We start from the raw sequence: 14845 nt of genomic DNA, 5'->3' as shown, positions 1-14845 counted from the left end.
AGGCGTGCTGCGGACCATCCGGGAGGACCTGTCCGCAGCACGCCGCGGTGACCCCGCTGCCCGGGGTGACCTGGAGAACGCGATCGTCTACTCCGGGTTGCACGCCATCTGGACGTACCGGGTGACCCACCGTCTCTGGAACGCGCAGGGGCTGCCCGGGTCCCGGTTCGCGGCCCGCCTGCTCGGGCAGATCGCACGGTCGGTCACCGGCATCGAGATCCACCCCGGCGCGCGCATCGGTCGTCGGTTCTTCATCGACCACGGCATGGGCGTCGTGATCGGCGAGACCTCGGTCATCGGTGACGACGTGCTCGTGTTCCACGGCGTCACACTCGGCGGACGCGGCGGAGACCACGGGCCGGGAGCCCGACGGCACCCGGTGGTGGGGGACCGCGTGGTGCTCGGCGCCGGGTCGTCGCTGATCGGGGCGATCACGATCGGGCCGGACTCCGTCGTCGGTGCCAACACGGTGGTCACGAAGGACGTGCCTGCGGGGTCGGTCGTCACCGGCGTCGCCGGGACTCCGCGTCCCCGTTCCGGGCACGAGGGCGTCCCGACGCTCTGAGCGCCTCGCGCCACCCCGCGCCGCGGGCACGCAAAACACCGGTGTTCGCGCATCGCACCCCGGCGTGCGGGTGTTCAGGACGCGAACACCGGTGTCGTGCCGGTGTCACCGAGCGAGTGGGAGCGTCAGCTCTTCTCGCAGGCGATGCCGTCCTTGTCGCGGTCGAGCTTGGTGTTCGCCTTGTACAGGGCGTCGTCCTTCTTCACCGTGCCCTTGAGCGCACGGTAGGTGGTCTTGCCGCCGGAGACGACCTTGTTCTTCGTGACGGACTTCTTGGCGATGCCGCCGGAGTACACCTTGTGCACCGCGGTGCAGTTGGCGTAGGACTTCGGCGCGGCCTGCGCGGTCGAGGTCCCGCCGACGACGACGGTGGTCGCGAGGACGGCGGTGGCGGCGGCGATGCCGAGGGTACGGATGATGCGCACGGGTTCCCCCTGGAACTGGTGGTGATCGCGCGAGCGACCGCCGCGTCGGGTGCGCGGCGTGGTGATCCTACGACGTGATCGACACTCACGACCTGCCCCCGAACGGGGTGCGCTGTCGGCGGCCTGCGGCATCCTGGTCACATGGACGGCGAGCAGCTGCACGACATCGCGAGCCGCACGGCACTGGGGCTGCCGGCGGCCGTCGAGACCCAGCCGTTCGGCGAGGGCTCGGTGGTCTACAAGGTCGTCGGCAAGATGTTCGTGATGGTGACCGAGGTGCGTGGGACCCCGATCGTGAACCTCAAGTGCGCGCCGCCGCACGGGGCAGCGCTCGTGCGTGACCACGACGAGATCACGCCCGGGTGGCACATGAACAAGCGGCACTGGATCACGCTGACGCCCGGCGACGGCATCGACGAGACCCTGGTCGAGGACCTCGTGGCGAACGCCTACGACCTGGTGGTCGCCGGGCTGCCCGTGGCGAAGCGTCCGATCGACCCTTCGCGCGGCGTGCTGCCGAGCTGACTCCGGGCCTCAGCCTCGGGGGCCGCCCGACGTCGACGGAGTCCACCCGTCCGGGCCCAGCTCTGCCGAGACGCGACGCGCGATCTCACCGAGCACCTCTGCCTGACCGGGGCCGAGGGCACCGAAGACGACTCGATCGACGAGCGCTCGGTGCGACGGCGTCGCCTGGGCGACGTGCTCGTGCCCGGCAGCGGTGAGGACGGCCAACGTGAACCGACCGTCGTCCGGGTCGACGGCGCGCACGGCCCAGTGCTTCGCCTCGAGTCGTGTCACCGCCCGTGACAGCCGTGAGAGCGTGCAACTCGCGTAGCCGGCCAGCACGCTCATGCGCAGACGCCGTTCCGGGGCGGTGTCGAGTGCGTAGAGCACGCCGTACTCGAAGTGGGTCAATCCGCTGTCGCGGAGCAGTTGCGCGTCGAGGGCAGTGGGGAGTCGTTCCAACAGGGTGGCGACCGACGCCCACGTCTCGAGTTCCGTCGCGCTCCAGGTGGCTGCCATGCGTCGAGCGTATCCGACGACTTGCTCAGGCAAGTCATTGAGGATAGGTTGACTTGCCCAGGCAAGTCAGACGATCGGAACGGGATCACCATGGACCTTCAGCTCACCGGCAAGACCGCGTTCATCAGCGGATCAACGCAGGGGATCGGGTTCGCCGTTGCCGACGCGCTGTCGGCCGAGGGCGTCGAGGTCGTGGTGAACGGGCGCGACACGACCCGTGTCCGGCAGACAGTCGAGCGGCTCCGCGCCGCACATCCGGGGTCGGAACCCCGGGGCATCGCCGCGGACTTCGCCGACGCGGATGCCGTCGAGCGGCTGCTCTCGACGGTCGGCGATGTCGACATCCTCGTGAACAACGTCGGGTTGTTCGGGCTCGCGGCGTTCGAACAGGTCACGGACGACGACTGGAGGGGGTACTTCGAGGTCAACGTGATGAGCGCTGTACGACTGTCACGTCACCTCCTCCCCCCGATGCTCGATCGCGGGTGGGGGCGCATCATCGCGATCGGCAGCGAGTCGGGCGTGAACGTCCCGGCGGACATGGTCCACTACGGCGTGACGAAGGCCGCGCTCACCGCCCTGGGCAACGGCCTGGCGAAGCGGACTCGAGGGACCGGTGTGACCGTCAACACCGTGCTCGGGGGTCCCACCTACTCCGAGGGCGTCGCCACCGCGATCAAGACCATCGCGGCCGAACGCTCCGTGCCCGTCGCAGCGATGCGCGACGCGGTCATCGGCCAGAATCAGACGACGTTGCTCGAACGGTTCCTCACGCCGGAGGAGATCGCCGATGTCGTCCTGTGGCTCGCCAGTCCCCGGACCTCCGCAACGAACGGCGCCGCGGTCCGGGCAGACGGCGGCGTCCTCACCGCGATGCTGTAGACCGCGCGGCGACCTTCGACAGGTCGTGGACGACCTTCGGCGCCAGCCGTTCCCCCGACTCGAGCACGGCCCGTGCTCGATCGGGCGCCAGGTCGCCGAAGATCTCGCCGATGGTCACCCCGTGCTCCGGCCGGTGGATCACCTCGACGGGGTCACCCGCGGCGACCGAACCGGACTTGACGACGCGGAAGTACGCCCCCGGCCGCCCCTCGTCGGCGAACCGCTTCACCCACCCGTCGATCCCCATGCGCCGGGCGAAGGTGCCGCAGGGTGTGCGGGGGACCGTCACCTCGAGCACGAGGGTGTCGCCGATCCGCCAGCGTTCCCCGGTCACGGCCCCGGTGACGTCGATGCCGCTGGTGCGGAGGTTCTCGCCGAACAGGCCGGGCGGGACCTCGCGCTCGAGCAGGTCGGCGAAGTACGCGGCGTCCTCGTCGGCGTAGGCGTACACGGCCTGGTCCACACCGCCGTGGTACTTGCGGTTCGCCTGCACGTCGGCGCGCAGGCCGAGTGGCCGGACCCGGACGCTGCCGGTGACCGGACGCTTGTCGATGGCGGTGACGCCGATGATGCCGGAGTCCGGCAGCAGACGGTCGACGCGGCAGACGGCGGTGACGAGCGACATGGGATCAACTCTGGTGCACACACGCCCCCGCACCAAGCCGTGCCCGGCCCGGCCGGATCGGGATGAATGACCCAAGCGGTCGTCCGAGCGCCGGTCCTACGGTGAAGGGGCTTCGGTCTCCCGCCGAACGGGAGGCAGCGGCCAGTCCGCGTCACATGTGGAGCAGAAACTCACGGAGGTTCACGATGGCGTTCGTCACCACGAGCGATGGTGCAGAGATCTTCTACAAGGACTGGGGGCCGCGCGACGCGCAGCCGATCGTCTTCCACCACGGATGGCCCCTGTCGTCGGACGACTGGGACGCGCAGATGCTGTTCTTCCTGGGCAAGGGCTACCGGGTGATCGCGCACGACCGCCGCGGGCACGGACGTTCGTCGCAGATCGGCACCGGTCACGACATGGACCACTACGCGAGCGACACGGATGCGGTCGTGCAGCACCTCGACCTGCAGAACGCGGTCCACATCGGGCACTCCACCGGTGGTGGCCAGGTCGCACGGTACGTCGCGCAGTACGGCGAGCCCCAGGGCCGCGTCGCCAAGGCCGTCCTGGTGTCGTCGGTGCCCCCGATCATGCTGCAGAGCGACTCCAACCCCGAGGGCACGCCGATCTCGGTGCTCGACGGGTTCCGGAGCGCCCTCGCCGCGAACCGCGCCGAGTTCTTCCAGGCCGTCGCCGAGGGGCCGTTCTACGGCTTCAACCGACCCGGCGTGGAGGTCTCCGCCCCGGTGGTCGCGAACTGGTGGCGACAGGGCATGACGGGCAGCGCCCTGGCCCACTACGAGGGCATCAAGGCGTTCTCCGAGACGGACCAGACCGAGGACCTCAAGGCGATCTCCGTCCCGGTCCTCGTCACGCAGGGCGACGACGACCAGGTCGTGCCGTACAAGGCGGCCTCGCTCAAGCAGGCCGAGCTGCTCAGCAACGCCACGCTCAAGATCTACGAGGGGTACCCGCACGGGATGCTGACGACCCACGCGGACGTCATCAACCCCGATCTGCTCGCCTTCATCCAGCAGTAGGGCGAGCCGACACGCACGACGTCAGGGGCGCAGACCGGAACCGTCCGGGTGCGCCCCTGACGTCGTGTGTGACGAATCGGGTGCGACGCACGTCCCATCGGTGACCACACCACGAGGAGCCGACGTGACCCGCACCGCTGCTGTCCCCAGGAACGCCCCCGCACACGTGCTCGCCATGGCGCGTGTCCGCTCGCTCGCCGCCCGGCCGGCCGGACCGTTCAAGGTCGTGCCGGCACGCTGGCGCACCCAGCCGTTCACCATCCACCACCAGTAGAAGGAACGCGTGCACCACCAGTCCCTCGCCGAGCTCGACGACGCGGTCCTCGCCGGCCGGTCGTCCGACGGCGACGTCCGGGCCTTCGAGGTCCTGATCCGTCGCCACACCCCGCTGCTCCGCGCCTACGCCCGTCGGACCCTCGGTTCCACCGACGAACTCGACGACGTCGTGCAGGAGACCTTCATCACCGCGTGGGACCGCCTCGACTCCCTCGAGGACCTCGCGCGCGTGAAGTCGTGGTTGATGCGGATCCTGAGCCGGAAGTGTCTCGACCGGATCCGCGCGCGGCGCGTCCACGACGACGTCACCGAGCTCGAGGTCGCCGCGCCGGCCGACGACGCACCCGACCGGGTCGCCGAGGCGCGCTCGCGCGAGGACGCGGTCGAACGTGCGCTGGCCGAACTGCCCGAAGCCCAACGACGGTGCTGGATCATGAAGGAGGTGCTCGAGTACCGGTACGACGAGATCGCCGCCGAACTCGACCTGCCACCCTCGACGGTCCGGGGACTGCTGTCCCGAGCGAGGAAGAACATGATCCGACTCATGGAGGGATGGCGATGACCGACCACGACGGCATCCGGCCGGACCTGCCCGACAGCCCGGAAGCACTCGACGCCCTCGAACGCGGTGACCTCGACGGCCACTCGATCGACGAACTCGCCGACTACCTCGACACCGGCATGCAGCCGGCGGACCCGAGCATCGACGACTCGCCCGCCTGCCAGAACGCCCTGGCCGCGATCATCCGCGTCCGCCACGCGTCGCTCCGCTCGCTCGAGGCGGCCGCCCGCGACGAGGCCCCGGCCGACGAGTCCTGGATCAGCGGCGTCCTGGCGAACATCTCGATCGAGTCCCGCTCCGGTCGCGACGTCCCGCTCCGTCCCCTGTCCGAGACCGAGCGCCCCGTGATGACGGAAGGCGCCATCCGGTCCCTCATCCGCCGCACCGGCGACGAGGTCCCCGGCGTGCTCGTGGCCCGCTGTCACCTCGACGGTGACGTCACCGAACTCGCGTCCCCGATCCGGGTGGTCGTCGAGATCGCGATCGCGTCCGGTCCGTCGATCCCCGCGACCGCCGAGCTGGTCCGCGCCGCCGTGGCCGGCGCCCTGGCCGAGCAGACCGACCTGCTCGTCGAGGCGATCGACGTCGTCGTCCGCGACCTGCTGCCGGACCCCGAGCGCGGCACCGACGAAACAGGCATCGACGAGCCCGGCACCGACCCGGAGGAGGCCCGATGAGCACCACCGACGAGACCCTCGCCGCGATCGAGGCCGCCGTCCTCGAGGTCCCCGGGGTCACCGACCTGTACCGCTCCCGCCCGACGGTCGCGAGCGCCGTGCAGGCGGTCCGCAGCATCGCCACGAGCACCGGACCGCTCCGGATCGTCGTCGACGACGACGCCCTGCGCGTCGTCATCGGCACCGACGGCTTCCGCCCGGCCCCCGAGGTCGCCCGCGCCGTCCACGACGTCGCCCTGGCGACCGCCGCGGCACACGGCCTGGCGCTCAGCCGCGTCGACGTGCGCGTCGCGCGGGTGGGCTGACCGCGACCACAGACCGGACGGGAGGCCCGTGGCGACACCGCCACGGGCCTCCCGTCCGCCGTGGGCGCAGCTGATCCCGCCCGACGCGACCCGACGCCGCCTCCGGTGCCGAAGGAGACCCTCGCAGGACCACGTGCAGCGCGCCGGCAGTCCGTAGCGTGCTCGTGAGGGAGCGGCAGCAGTTCCGCACCGATCGTCGTCGCACGGACCGGAGGAACCATGGAGACCGACGCCGCCGTGGTCCCGTCACGCCGCGTCCGCGTGTACGGACGACCGTTCGACGCGGACTCCTACGCCCTGCGGGACTTCCTGTCGCGCTCCGTGGTGCAGTTCGACTGGTTCCCGGTCGACGTCGGTGGTGCCGTACCCGGCGACCAGGTCGCGGCCGCCGACCGGGTCGATCCGTCGCGGCTCCCGCTCGTGGTGTTCCCCGACGGCACGGAACTGGTCGCACCCACCCTGCGCGAGGTCGCCGACCGGCTCGGGTGGATCCACGCTCCGCGCCGCCAGGAGTACGACCTGTCGATCTACGGTGCCGGACCCGCCGGGCTGTCCGCGGCCGTGTACGCCGCCTCCGAAGGGCTCGACGTGGTCCTGCTCGAGCGGGACGCCGTGGGCGGGCAGGCCGGTTCGAGCAGCCTCATCGAGAACTACCTGGGGTTCCCCGAGGGCATCGCCGGGGCGGACCTCGCCGAGCGTGCCCGGGAACAGGCGGTCCGGTTCGGCGCCGAACTCCTGGTGATGCGCGAGGGGGTGCGCGGGGTCTTCCACGACGGCCGCATCCACGCCGACCTCGCCGACGGCGGCCACGTCGTCGCCCGTGCGAACATCTGCGCGACCGGTGTCGAGTGGCGTCGGCTCGGGCTGCAGCGCGAGCAGGAGCTGCTCGGCTGCGGTGTCTACTACGGTGCCGGGACGAGCGAGGCGGACGGCTGCGCCGGCGAACAGGTCTTCGTGGTCGGCGGGGCGAACTCGGCGGGCCAGGCGGCGATGAACCTGTCCCGCTCCGCGGCGCACGTCACGATGCTCGTCCGGGGAGCGTCACTGTCGGCCACGATGTCGGAGTACCTGAGCGCCAGGATCGCGGCCGCACCGAACGTGACGGTCCGGACGGGCTGCCAGGTCTCGGCGCTGCACGGGGACACCCGACTCGAGTCGATCGAGGTGACCGACGGCGACGGCGCCGCGGTGTCGCTGCCGGCCACGCGGTTGTTCATCTGCATCGGCGGACGACCGGACACGAGCTGGGCCGAACGGACGCCCATGGTCCGCGACCGCCTCGGGTACCTGGTCACCGGCCCGGACCTCGACGCCGTCGACGGCTCACTCGACCAGTGGCCGCTCGAGCGTCGTCCGTTCTGGCTCGAGACGAACGTGCCGGGGTCCTTCGCAGCCGGGGACGTCCGCGCCGGGTCCGTCAAGCGCGTCGCCGCAGCGGTCGGCGAGGGCGCCATGGCCGTGACCTTCGTCCACCGCCACCTGGCGACGAGCGACTGACCGAGGAGCCCCGTGATGCCCGACGAACCCGACACCACACTGCCGACCGCCGCCGAGTCGATCACCTCCCTGGACCGACCGACCGCCTTCTTCAACGCCCTGATGACCGAGCACTTCGTCCTCGAGAGCGCGCGGAGCATCACGGTCAGCGAGTCGAGCAGCCGCTCCTCGCTGTACCTCACCACGCTCTCCAGCTCGCTCGTCGCCTTCGGGTTCCTCGCGCACACGCCCTTCGCGCTCGGGTTCCTCGGCGCGATCATCCCGGTGATCGTCCTGCTCGGTGCCTTCACCTACGAACGCCTCGTCGAGACCTCGCTCGAGGACGTCGCTGCGCTCGCCGCGATGCAACGGATCCGTCGCTACTACGGTCGGCTGCTGCCCGAGGCCGACACGTACTTCCCGATGCCCCGCGGGCGGCACGCGGCGAACGAGCTGCTCGACATCGGCCGGGCCCCGTCGTGGTACCGGCTGCTGTTCACGATGTCGTCCGCGATCGCGGTGGTGAACTCGATCGTCGCCGGCGCCGGGGTCGCCATCCTGGTCGACCAGCTCGGTGTCGACGACCCGGGTTCGATCGCGTGGGGCGTCGGATCGGCGGTGGTGCTGGCCGTGGCACACCTGTCGTACCAGGTGCGGTCGCACACCACGATGCACGAGGTGATCGCCCGGTCGGAGGCGCTCGACACCGACCGTCGGCTGCCCTGACCGGTCGCGGGAGGCCGCGTCCCGGCGTCAGCGTCGCTCGGCCAGCTGCTCCGACCAGTCGCGGGGGAGCCGGTCGGCCGGACCCGGCACCGACTGGGTCGTCGGGTGTGCCTGCGGGTCGGCGAGGCGGGGTCCGTCCACGAAGTCCTGCGCGACGAAGTCCCAGAACCACCCCTCGCCCGGCTCGAACGACTGCATGACCTCGTGCCCGGTGACCGCGAAGTGCGCGGTGGCGTGCCGGTTCAGGGAGTCGTCGCAGCAGCCGACGTGCCCGCAGGCGGCGCACCGACGCAGGTGCACCCACCACGAGCCCGTCGCGTCGCACTCCACGCACCCCGTGCCGGACGGGGGGACGGACGGGGAGACCATGGTCGCGCGTGCACTCATGGTCCAACCGTGCGCCGCGCACCCACCGGAGCGCTTGAGTCAAACGGCGCTGGTACCGCGCGGGCGGACTTCCTACGGTCGAACCGAGGCCGGACGAGGAGTGCGTGGTGCGGGAGACGACGGATGACAGGACCACGTCCTTGACGACCCTCGCCACGTGGGCGCAGCAGGTCGTCGACGATCCTCGGCACCGACGACCGGCCGTCCACGTCCCGGTCGCCGTGGCGGACCTCGGTCGGCACGGCACCCTCGGGCTCGGTGCGCTCGCCGGTACCGGCACCGGCACCGCCGATGGCCTGGTCGTGTTCGACCGCCGGTGCTTCCGGATGCTGCCGGACGGCGCCGCAGCGGTCGCGGACACGGCCGACCCGGTCGCGTTCGCGGTCGTCTCGACGTTCTCGCCCGACCTGGTGGTGACGGTCGCGTCGGTCGCCTCCGTTGCCGACCTGGAGGCTCGGATCGCCTCCGTCCTGCCGCCGCGCGACTTCGCGGTGGCGGTCTCGGTCGACGGCGTCTTCGACGAGGTCCGGACCGAGGACGGCACGACCGGGACGACGGTGCACCGCGCGGTGACGGGGCGTCTCGTCGGCTTCCGGACGCCGGGCCCGAGCGGGGGCCGTGCCGACCTGCACCTCGGGTTCCTCGACGCCACCCGCACCCGCGCCGGAGCGCTCGCCGGGTTCGCGGGGTTCTCGGGAAGGATCGAGCTCGGCTTCTCCACCGCGCCGCACCTGGCGGTTCGTGCGCTCGGTGCCGGGTTCGACGGGGGACCGGTGTGACCCGGTGCGACCCGGTGCGGTCCGACCGGAGGTCAGCCGGACCGGTGCTGCCGGAACCGCGCCGCGAGCTCCCGGCGGGATGCCACGCCCCACTTCGTGTAGACGTGCCGGACGTGGCTCGTCACCGTGTGGGTCGAGATGAACAGGTCGGACGCGATCTGCTGCGTCGTCAGGCCAGCGGCGACCCGTTCGACGACCTGGGTCTCGCGAGCGGTGAGCCCCGGGAGTCCCGAGGCGCCCGACGCAGTGGTGTCGGGGGTCGCCGCCCGGACGGTCACGCCGACGCCCCGCAGGTGCCGCCGCGAGCGTTCGGCCTCGCGCAGGGCGCCGGCGTCGTCGAACATCGTGGTCGCCTCCCGCCACACCTCGACGGCCGCGGGCACGGAGCGCCGCCGCAGGGCGTTCCCGAGGTCCGCGAGCGCCGCGGCGAGCACGAGCCGGCGGTCGACCCGGCGCAGCCGCTCCACCGCCGCGCCGAGGTGCTCCACGGAGTCGTGGACGAGTCCGTGCACGTGCAGCCAGGTCCCGCCGCACAGGTCGTTGTCCGGGTTCGCCGCGGCCCGGAGTCGCGCCACCCGTTCGATCCGCTCGAGTCGGTCCCGTCGGCCCCCACGGATCGCGATGCGCGCCAGGTGGACGTCGTCGGCGAAGTCGGCCGGGCTCGACATCGACGCGACCGGTTCCTCCAGGCTCCGCCACGCCACCTCGCTGCGGTCGACGGCGGCCCGCACATCACCGTGCGCGTCGGCTTCGAGCGCCAGCAGCCACGAGCCGGAGCGTGCGAAGGCCGGATCGGCGTGCAGGGCCTCGGCGAAGTGCCGCGTCCGGTCGGCCGCTGAGCGGTCGCCCTGCAGCAGCGCCGTACGGAAGAGGACCGTCCCGGCCGTGAGCGCCGCGAACTGACCGAGCTCCAGGTCCTCGGCCAGGTCGAGGACCGACTCGGCCGACGTCTTGGCGTCCTCCAGGCGGCCCTGGTCGAAGAGCACCCGCGTGCGCAGCATCATCCAGGCGGCGGTCGGACGGGCCAGGTGGTTGCGGCGGGTCTCGATGGCGTTCGCCTCGGCGATGCGTCCTGCCCGTTCGGTGTCACCGAGTGCACCCGCGAGGAACGCCACCCAGAGCCCCTCGGGCAACCAGGTGCTCGACGAGCCCCCGGTGGCGGCGATCCGGCTCATCGCCGACGTGATCGCCTGCGTCGCGTCCGCGAACCGGCCCTCGTTGAAGGCGAGCACGGACGCGCTGGCCTCGAAGGTGGCGACGGCGACCGGGTCCGCGTCACCATCGCCCGTCGCCCGGGCCTGCCGCAGCGCGGTCGCGAGGTCCGCGTGCCGTCCGGCCTGGGCGAGGTTCAGCGCGCGGACGGCGAGCAGACGGGACCGCACACCGGCGCTCACGCCGGGCAGGGCCAGTGCGGACTCGACCGTCCGCAGCGCTTCCGGCTTCGAGCCCTCGGTCTGCAGCCGCGCCAGGGTGAGGTGCAGGCGTGCGTCGTCCTCCGGGGCGAGGCGGCCCTGCAGGTCGTCGAGCAGCGCGCGGGCCTCGGCCGTCCGACCGCTGTGCCAGAGCAGCGGCAGGACGTCGACGACGATGCCGGGCAACGCCGGGGTGCCGTGCGCGACGTCGGCGGCGCGGAGGGCGAGCGCGCCGGCCTCGGTGGGATCCGTGCTCGCGAGGTCGATCGCCACCGTGCGCAGGACCTCGGCGGCCCGGACGTCCCCGCGCTGCGCCACCGCGGCGATGCGCGCGGCGATCGAGACCGGTGGGACACCCTGCCGCAGGAGTTCGTCCACCGCTTGCCGGAGCAGGTCGTCGCGGACTGCCGCGGGGATCATCGACTCCGCCGCCTCGCGGAGGACGTCGTGGCGGAACGACAGGTCCGCGCCGTCGTCGACGAGCACGCCCGCCTCGATCGCTTCCTGCAGCCCGGGGAGCAGTCGCTGCACCGGCTGGTCGAGCATCGCCGACAACGACCGCACCGAGAACGAGCGTCCCAGGGTCGCTCCGACCTGCACGAGCTGCTGCGTGGGCTTCGACAGGCGTCGGAGGCCCTCGCGGATCGACGCACCGAACCTCGCCGGCAGCGCGGCGCCCGGCATCGTGGCGACGCCGTCCACGATCGCCAGCAGGCCTTCGTCGACGAGCCCGCGGACGAGTTCGGCGACGAGGATCGGGATGTGCTCCGTCCGGCGCGCCGCACGGAGGACCGAGCCGTCCGGCGTCGCGCCGACCAGGTCGGCGATCATCGCGGCGGTGGCCTCTTCGTCGAGCGGGTCGAGGTCGAGGACCCGTCCCGTCGCGGCGAGCTCGTCGACGGTCGCCGTCACCGGCGGGTCCTGGTGCTCGGTCCGGACCGCGACGACCCAGAGCACCGGGACGTCGGCGAGTCGACGCGACAGCGATCGGAGCACCGCCAGGGTCGTCGTGTCGCACCACTGCAGGTCGTCGACGACGACCACGACGCCGTCCGACGCCGCGGCCCGCTCCAGGTCGTCCTGGAGCTGCTGGAGGAGCCAGTACCGCGCCTCCGTCTCCAGCGTCACCGCGCTGAGCCGGACGCGGTCGGAGATCGGCCGGGGCCCGGCGCCGAGCGCGTCCATGATCGGTGCGAGCGGGATCAGGCGTGCGTCGCGGTCCGTGCGACCGACGGCCACGCGGAGGCCGGCCACGGTCGCCTGGTCGACGACGTCCTCGAGCAGACGCGACTTGCCGACCCCCGCTGCTCCGCGGACGACGAGCACGTCACCAGCACCCCGTGCCAGACCGGCCAGGGCATCGGCGGCGACGGCCTGCTCGATGCTCCGGCCGCGGATCGGCAGCCGGTTGCTGGGCACGGCGGACACCGGCACGGAGACCTCGTCTCCGCGGGGAAGCAACTCCTCGTCCGTCAACACGGCGGCCACCAGTCCTCGTCGGTGGCTGGAGTCTACGAACGGACCGCGGGCTCGCGACGGGCCCTGCCGTTACCCCGGCGACGGGTTCCGGTGACGCTCCTGGGCCGTCCGCCCGGGGTGTCGCGGGTGGTGGCGGGAGCATCCGGGGCCCACGGAGCGCGCGGCCGGCGAGGGTGTCCCTGACAGGGTCACGTCCGGACGTCGCCCGCCCCGTCGCCTCCCAGTCGCAGGAGCGCATCCCGGAGTCCGGCGCGCGTCGTCACGCCGAGCTTCGGGAACAGCCGGTACAGGTGCCCGCTCACGGTGCGCGGGGAGAGGTACAGCTGCCCGGCGATCTGCTTGTTGGTCAGCCCGGCCGCAGCGAGGGACGCCACACGGCGTTCCTGTTCGCTCAGGTCGACCGCCTCCAGCGCCGTCGGCACCGGACGGGCGGCACCGGCTGCGCGCAGCTCGCGTTCCGCGCGGGCCTGCCAGTCACCGGCACCGAGCACCTCGAAGGCGCGCGCCGCCATCCGGAACTGGCCCCGGGCCTCCAGGGCGTGCATCCCACGACGCAACCACTCGCCGTAGGCCAGACGGACGCGGGCCACCTCGAACGGCGAGACGTCGCCGTCGACGCTGGCCAGCGCGTCCTCGAAGAGGGCGCGGGCCCCGTGCGTCTCGTCGACGACCGCTCGGCAGGCGAGCAGCACCAGGGAGCGGCGCGGGGTCGGCTGGACGGTGAACGCCCGTTCCGCCCGGGCCACCAGCGCGGCACCGTGGTCGGCCAGGCGGAGCCGCGCAGCCGACTCCACCGCGTCGAGCAGCTCGATCGGTCCGTAGCTGCTCTCGAGCCACCGCTCCGCCCTGCCCGGTCGCGTCGCCGAGCGGCTGTAGGCCTCCTCGAACCGTCCCGTCGCGACGTCGAGCGCGGCGCGGGCGTGCTCCGCAGCCCGGGCGACCAGCGGCGTACCGTGCTGCGCCGCCCACCGTGCTGCGCGGTCGGCCTTCCGTGCCGCCTGCTCCGGCTCGCCCTGCACGGAGAGCACCAGTGCCTGCAGCGCCTCGGTCAGCGCGACGAGCGTCCCGGCCTGCCAGCGCTCGGCCGCTCGGTGCACGTGGTCGAACGCCGCCCGCGCCGCGTCGAGCCGCCCCGCCTGGTAGTGCGTCACGGCGGCACGGCACGAGCTGAAGTAGCCGAGGAGCCCGGCGTCGCCCGTCCGCCGGAGCACGGTCTCCACCTGGTCCCGGCGCGGATCCGTCGAGTCGAGCAGCGTCCACGCGATGTGCAGTGCCACGGCCTTCCACGGTCGGGTGTCGGCAGCGGACGCCTGCACCTCGCGGTACAGCGCGGCACGCTCGTGCTCGGTCCGGCCGGATCCGTCCACACAGTCCTCGACGAGCCGCAGCACCGGGTCGAGGTCGCGGTCCGCGGTCAGCGCCAGCGCCTCGTCCCACCAGGAGTCGTGCCCGCCGAGGTAGCAGAGCACGTGCAGCGTCGCGACCAGGACGTCGTCGGCGCCCGCCCGGTCGGACTCCCCGAGCGCGGCCAGGACGGTCCGCCTGCCGGCGTGCACGTCACCGGACCGGACCGCCCGGACGAACTCGACCGCCGCCACCAGCGACGGATCGGGTCGGGTGCCCCGGCGGACGGCCCGTTCGGCCTCGGTGTCGACGAGACCGAAGTCCCCGGTGAAGGCGGCCGTGACGGTGACGGAGACGTCGGCCGACGGCAGCCGGGTGCCCGATCCGGCCAGGGCCCGGCCCTCGCGCACCGCGACCACCACGACCGTCCCGAGGTCCCGCGCCAGTGCGGCGAGCAGGTCCTGCAGCACGGTCCTGGCGTCCTCGTCGAGCGCGTCGAAGTCCTCGACGAGCACGACGCTGCGGGTGGGCCCCGGTGCCCCGGCGTCGTGCGCCCGGACGAGGGCGAGCCACGGGGCCAGCGACGCGGCCTCGATGACGGGGTCACCGCCCACCGCACGCCACCGGACGACCGTGTGGCCGTCCGCCCGGGCGGCGTCGGTGATGTCCGCGAGTGCCCGTGCCCGGACGGACGCGTCCGGTCCGGTGACGACCACGAAGGGATCGGTGCCGCCGGACGGCGAGCGCAGCGCCCGCCCCGTGCCGTCGTCGTGCGCCGGTCGTGCGTCCGAGATGCTGATCGTCATCGTCGCTCCTGGATCGTCGGTCGACCGTGCCGCCCGGGAGGACCGTGGCGGCTGCTCCGGACGCTAGCGACGAC

Annotated in this window: 17 protein-coding genes; 11 read left to right on the top strand and 6 right to left on the bottom strand. The window is 72.6% G+C overall.

The window, feature by feature from the left end; translation table 11 throughout:
* The first annotated feature begins 4 nt into the window (after positions 1-4).
* On the top strand, positions 5-565 hold the full coding sequence (epsC, locus tag DEJ02_RS03990; protein ID WP_111032065.1) for a serine O-acetyltransferase EpsC: 561 nt from the start codon (positions 5-7) through the stop codon (positions 563-565).
* Between the two features lie 125 nt (positions 566-690).
* On the opposite strand, the gene DEJ02_RS03985 is transcribed toward epsC, so the two are convergent.
* Complete coding sequence (locus DEJ02_RS03985; protein ID WP_209049853.1) at positions 691-990, bottom strand: excalibur calcium-binding domain-containing protein; 300 nt, start codon at positions 988-990, stop codon at positions 691-693.
* Between the two features lie 141 nt (positions 991-1131).
* On the opposite strand from DEJ02_RS03985, the gene DEJ02_RS03980 reads away from it, so the two are divergent.
* Positions 1132-1515, top strand: coding sequence for an MmcQ/YjbR family DNA-binding protein (locus DEJ02_RS03980; RefSeq protein WP_111022173.1), 384 nt, complete (start codon positions 1132-1134; stop codon positions 1513-1515).
* Between the two features lie 9 nt (positions 1516-1524).
* On the opposite strand, the gene DEJ02_RS03975 is transcribed toward DEJ02_RS03980, so the two are convergent.
* Complete coding sequence (locus DEJ02_RS03975) at positions 1525-2013, bottom strand: MarR family winged helix-turn-helix transcriptional regulator (protein ID WP_111032064.1); 489 nt, start codon at positions 2011-2013, stop codon at positions 1525-1527.
* Positions 2014-2103: 90 nt separating this feature from the next.
* Here DEJ02_RS03975 and DEJ02_RS03970 point away from each other — a divergent pair, with 90 nt between their 5' ends.
* A complete protein-coding gene (locus tag DEJ02_RS03970) occupies positions 2104-2895 on the top strand; it encodes an SDR family NAD(P)-dependent oxidoreductase (protein ID WP_111032063.1) in 792 nt (263 codons plus the stop codon).
* On the opposite strand, the gene DEJ02_RS03965 is transcribed toward DEJ02_RS03970, so the two are convergent.
* Positions 2879-3520, bottom strand: a complete 642-nt coding sequence (locus tag DEJ02_RS03965) for an MOSC domain-containing protein (protein ID WP_111032062.1) — start codon at positions 3518-3520, stop codon at positions 2879-2881. The two genes, DEJ02_RS03970 and DEJ02_RS03965, sit on opposite strands and share 17 nt — an antisense overlap.
* 185 nt (positions 3521-3705) lie before the next feature.
* On the opposite strand from DEJ02_RS03965, the gene DEJ02_RS03960 reads away from it, so the two are divergent.
* The 7 genes from DEJ02_RS03960 to DEJ02_RS03935 all read left to right on the top strand — a co-directional run bounded on the left by DEJ02_RS03960 (position 3706) and on the right by DEJ02_RS03935 (position 8564).
* Positions 3706-4542 (top strand): alpha/beta fold hydrolase, encoded by an 837-nt coding sequence (locus tag DEJ02_RS03960; RefSeq protein WP_111032061.1) that lies wholly within the window; start codon positions 3706-3708, stop codon positions 4540-4542.
* A 124-nt stretch (positions 4543-4666) separates the two neighbouring features.
* Positions 4667-4816 carry a hypothetical protein gene (locus tag DEJ02_RS18410; protein ID WP_181440266.1) on the top strand — a complete coding sequence of 50 codons (150 nt, stop codon included), beginning with the start codon at positions 4667-4669 and terminating at the stop codon, positions 4814-4816.
* 9 nt (positions 4817-4825) lie between these two features.
* Complete coding sequence (locus tag DEJ02_RS03955; RefSeq protein WP_027466268.1) at positions 4826-5380, top strand: RNA polymerase sigma factor; 555 nt, start codon at positions 4826-4828, stop codon at positions 5378-5380.
* The gene (locus DEJ02_RS03950) at positions 5377-6057 is read left to right on the top strand and encodes a hypothetical protein (protein WP_146249214.1); all 681 of its coding nucleotides are present in this window, start codon (positions 5377-5379) and stop codon (positions 6055-6057) included. The genes DEJ02_RS03955 and DEJ02_RS03950 overlap by 4 nt, the downstream gene beginning before the upstream one ends.
* The gene (locus DEJ02_RS03945) at positions 6054-6362 is read left to right on the top strand and encodes a hypothetical protein (protein WP_110863466.1); all 309 of its coding nucleotides are present in this window, start codon (positions 6054-6056) and stop codon (positions 6360-6362) included. Before DEJ02_RS03950 ends, DEJ02_RS03945 begins: the two co-directional genes overlap by 4 nt.
* Positions 6363-6581: 219 nt before the next feature.
* Positions 6582-7859 carry an NAD(P)/FAD-dependent oxidoreductase gene (locus tag DEJ02_RS03940; protein WP_111032059.1) on the top strand — a complete coding sequence of 426 codons (1278 nt, stop codon included), beginning with the start codon at positions 6582-6584 and terminating at the stop codon, positions 7857-7859.
* Positions 7860-7874: 15 nt separating this feature from the next.
* A complete protein-coding gene (locus DEJ02_RS03935; RefSeq protein ID WP_110863464.1) occupies positions 7875-8564 on the top strand; it encodes a hypothetical protein in 690 nt (229 codons plus the stop codon).
* 27 nt (positions 8565-8591) lie between these two features.
* On the opposite strand, the gene DEJ02_RS03930 is transcribed toward DEJ02_RS03935, so the two are convergent.
* Complete coding sequence (locus tag DEJ02_RS03930; RefSeq protein WP_111022178.1) at positions 8592-8951, bottom strand: UBP-type zinc finger domain-containing protein; 360 nt, start codon at positions 8949-8951, stop codon at positions 8592-8594.
* Between the two features lie 140 nt (positions 8952-9091).
* Between DEJ02_RS03930 and DEJ02_RS03925 the strand changes: the two genes are divergently transcribed.
* On the top strand, positions 9092-9730 hold the full coding sequence (locus DEJ02_RS03925; RefSeq protein ID WP_181440265.1) for an acetolactate decarboxylase: 639 nt from the start codon (positions 9092-9094) through the stop codon (positions 9728-9730).
* 32 nt (positions 9731-9762) lie between these two features.
* Here the strand turns inward: DEJ02_RS03925 and DEJ02_RS03920 are convergent, their stop codons facing one another.
* A complete protein-coding gene (locus DEJ02_RS03920; RefSeq protein WP_111032057.1) occupies positions 9763-12630 on the bottom strand; it encodes a LuxR C-terminal-related transcriptional regulator in 2868 nt (955 codons plus the stop codon).
* A gap of 179 nt (positions 12631-12809) precedes the next feature.
* Entirely contained in the window at positions 12810-14771 is a 1962-nt protein-coding gene (locus DEJ02_RS03915) for a helix-turn-helix transcriptional regulator (protein WP_111032056.1), read from the bottom strand.
* Positions 14772-14845 lie beyond the last annotated feature (74 nt).

Origin of the sequence: Curtobacterium sp. MCLR17_042 (assembly GCF_003234695.1) — a bacterium.
Taxonomy (GTDB): Bacteria; Actinomycetota; Actinomycetes; order Actinomycetales; family Microbacteriaceae; genus Curtobacterium; species Curtobacterium flaccumfaciens.
Note: the sequence above shows the minus strand (reverse complement) of the source record. Positions and strands in the feature narration are given on the sequence as shown.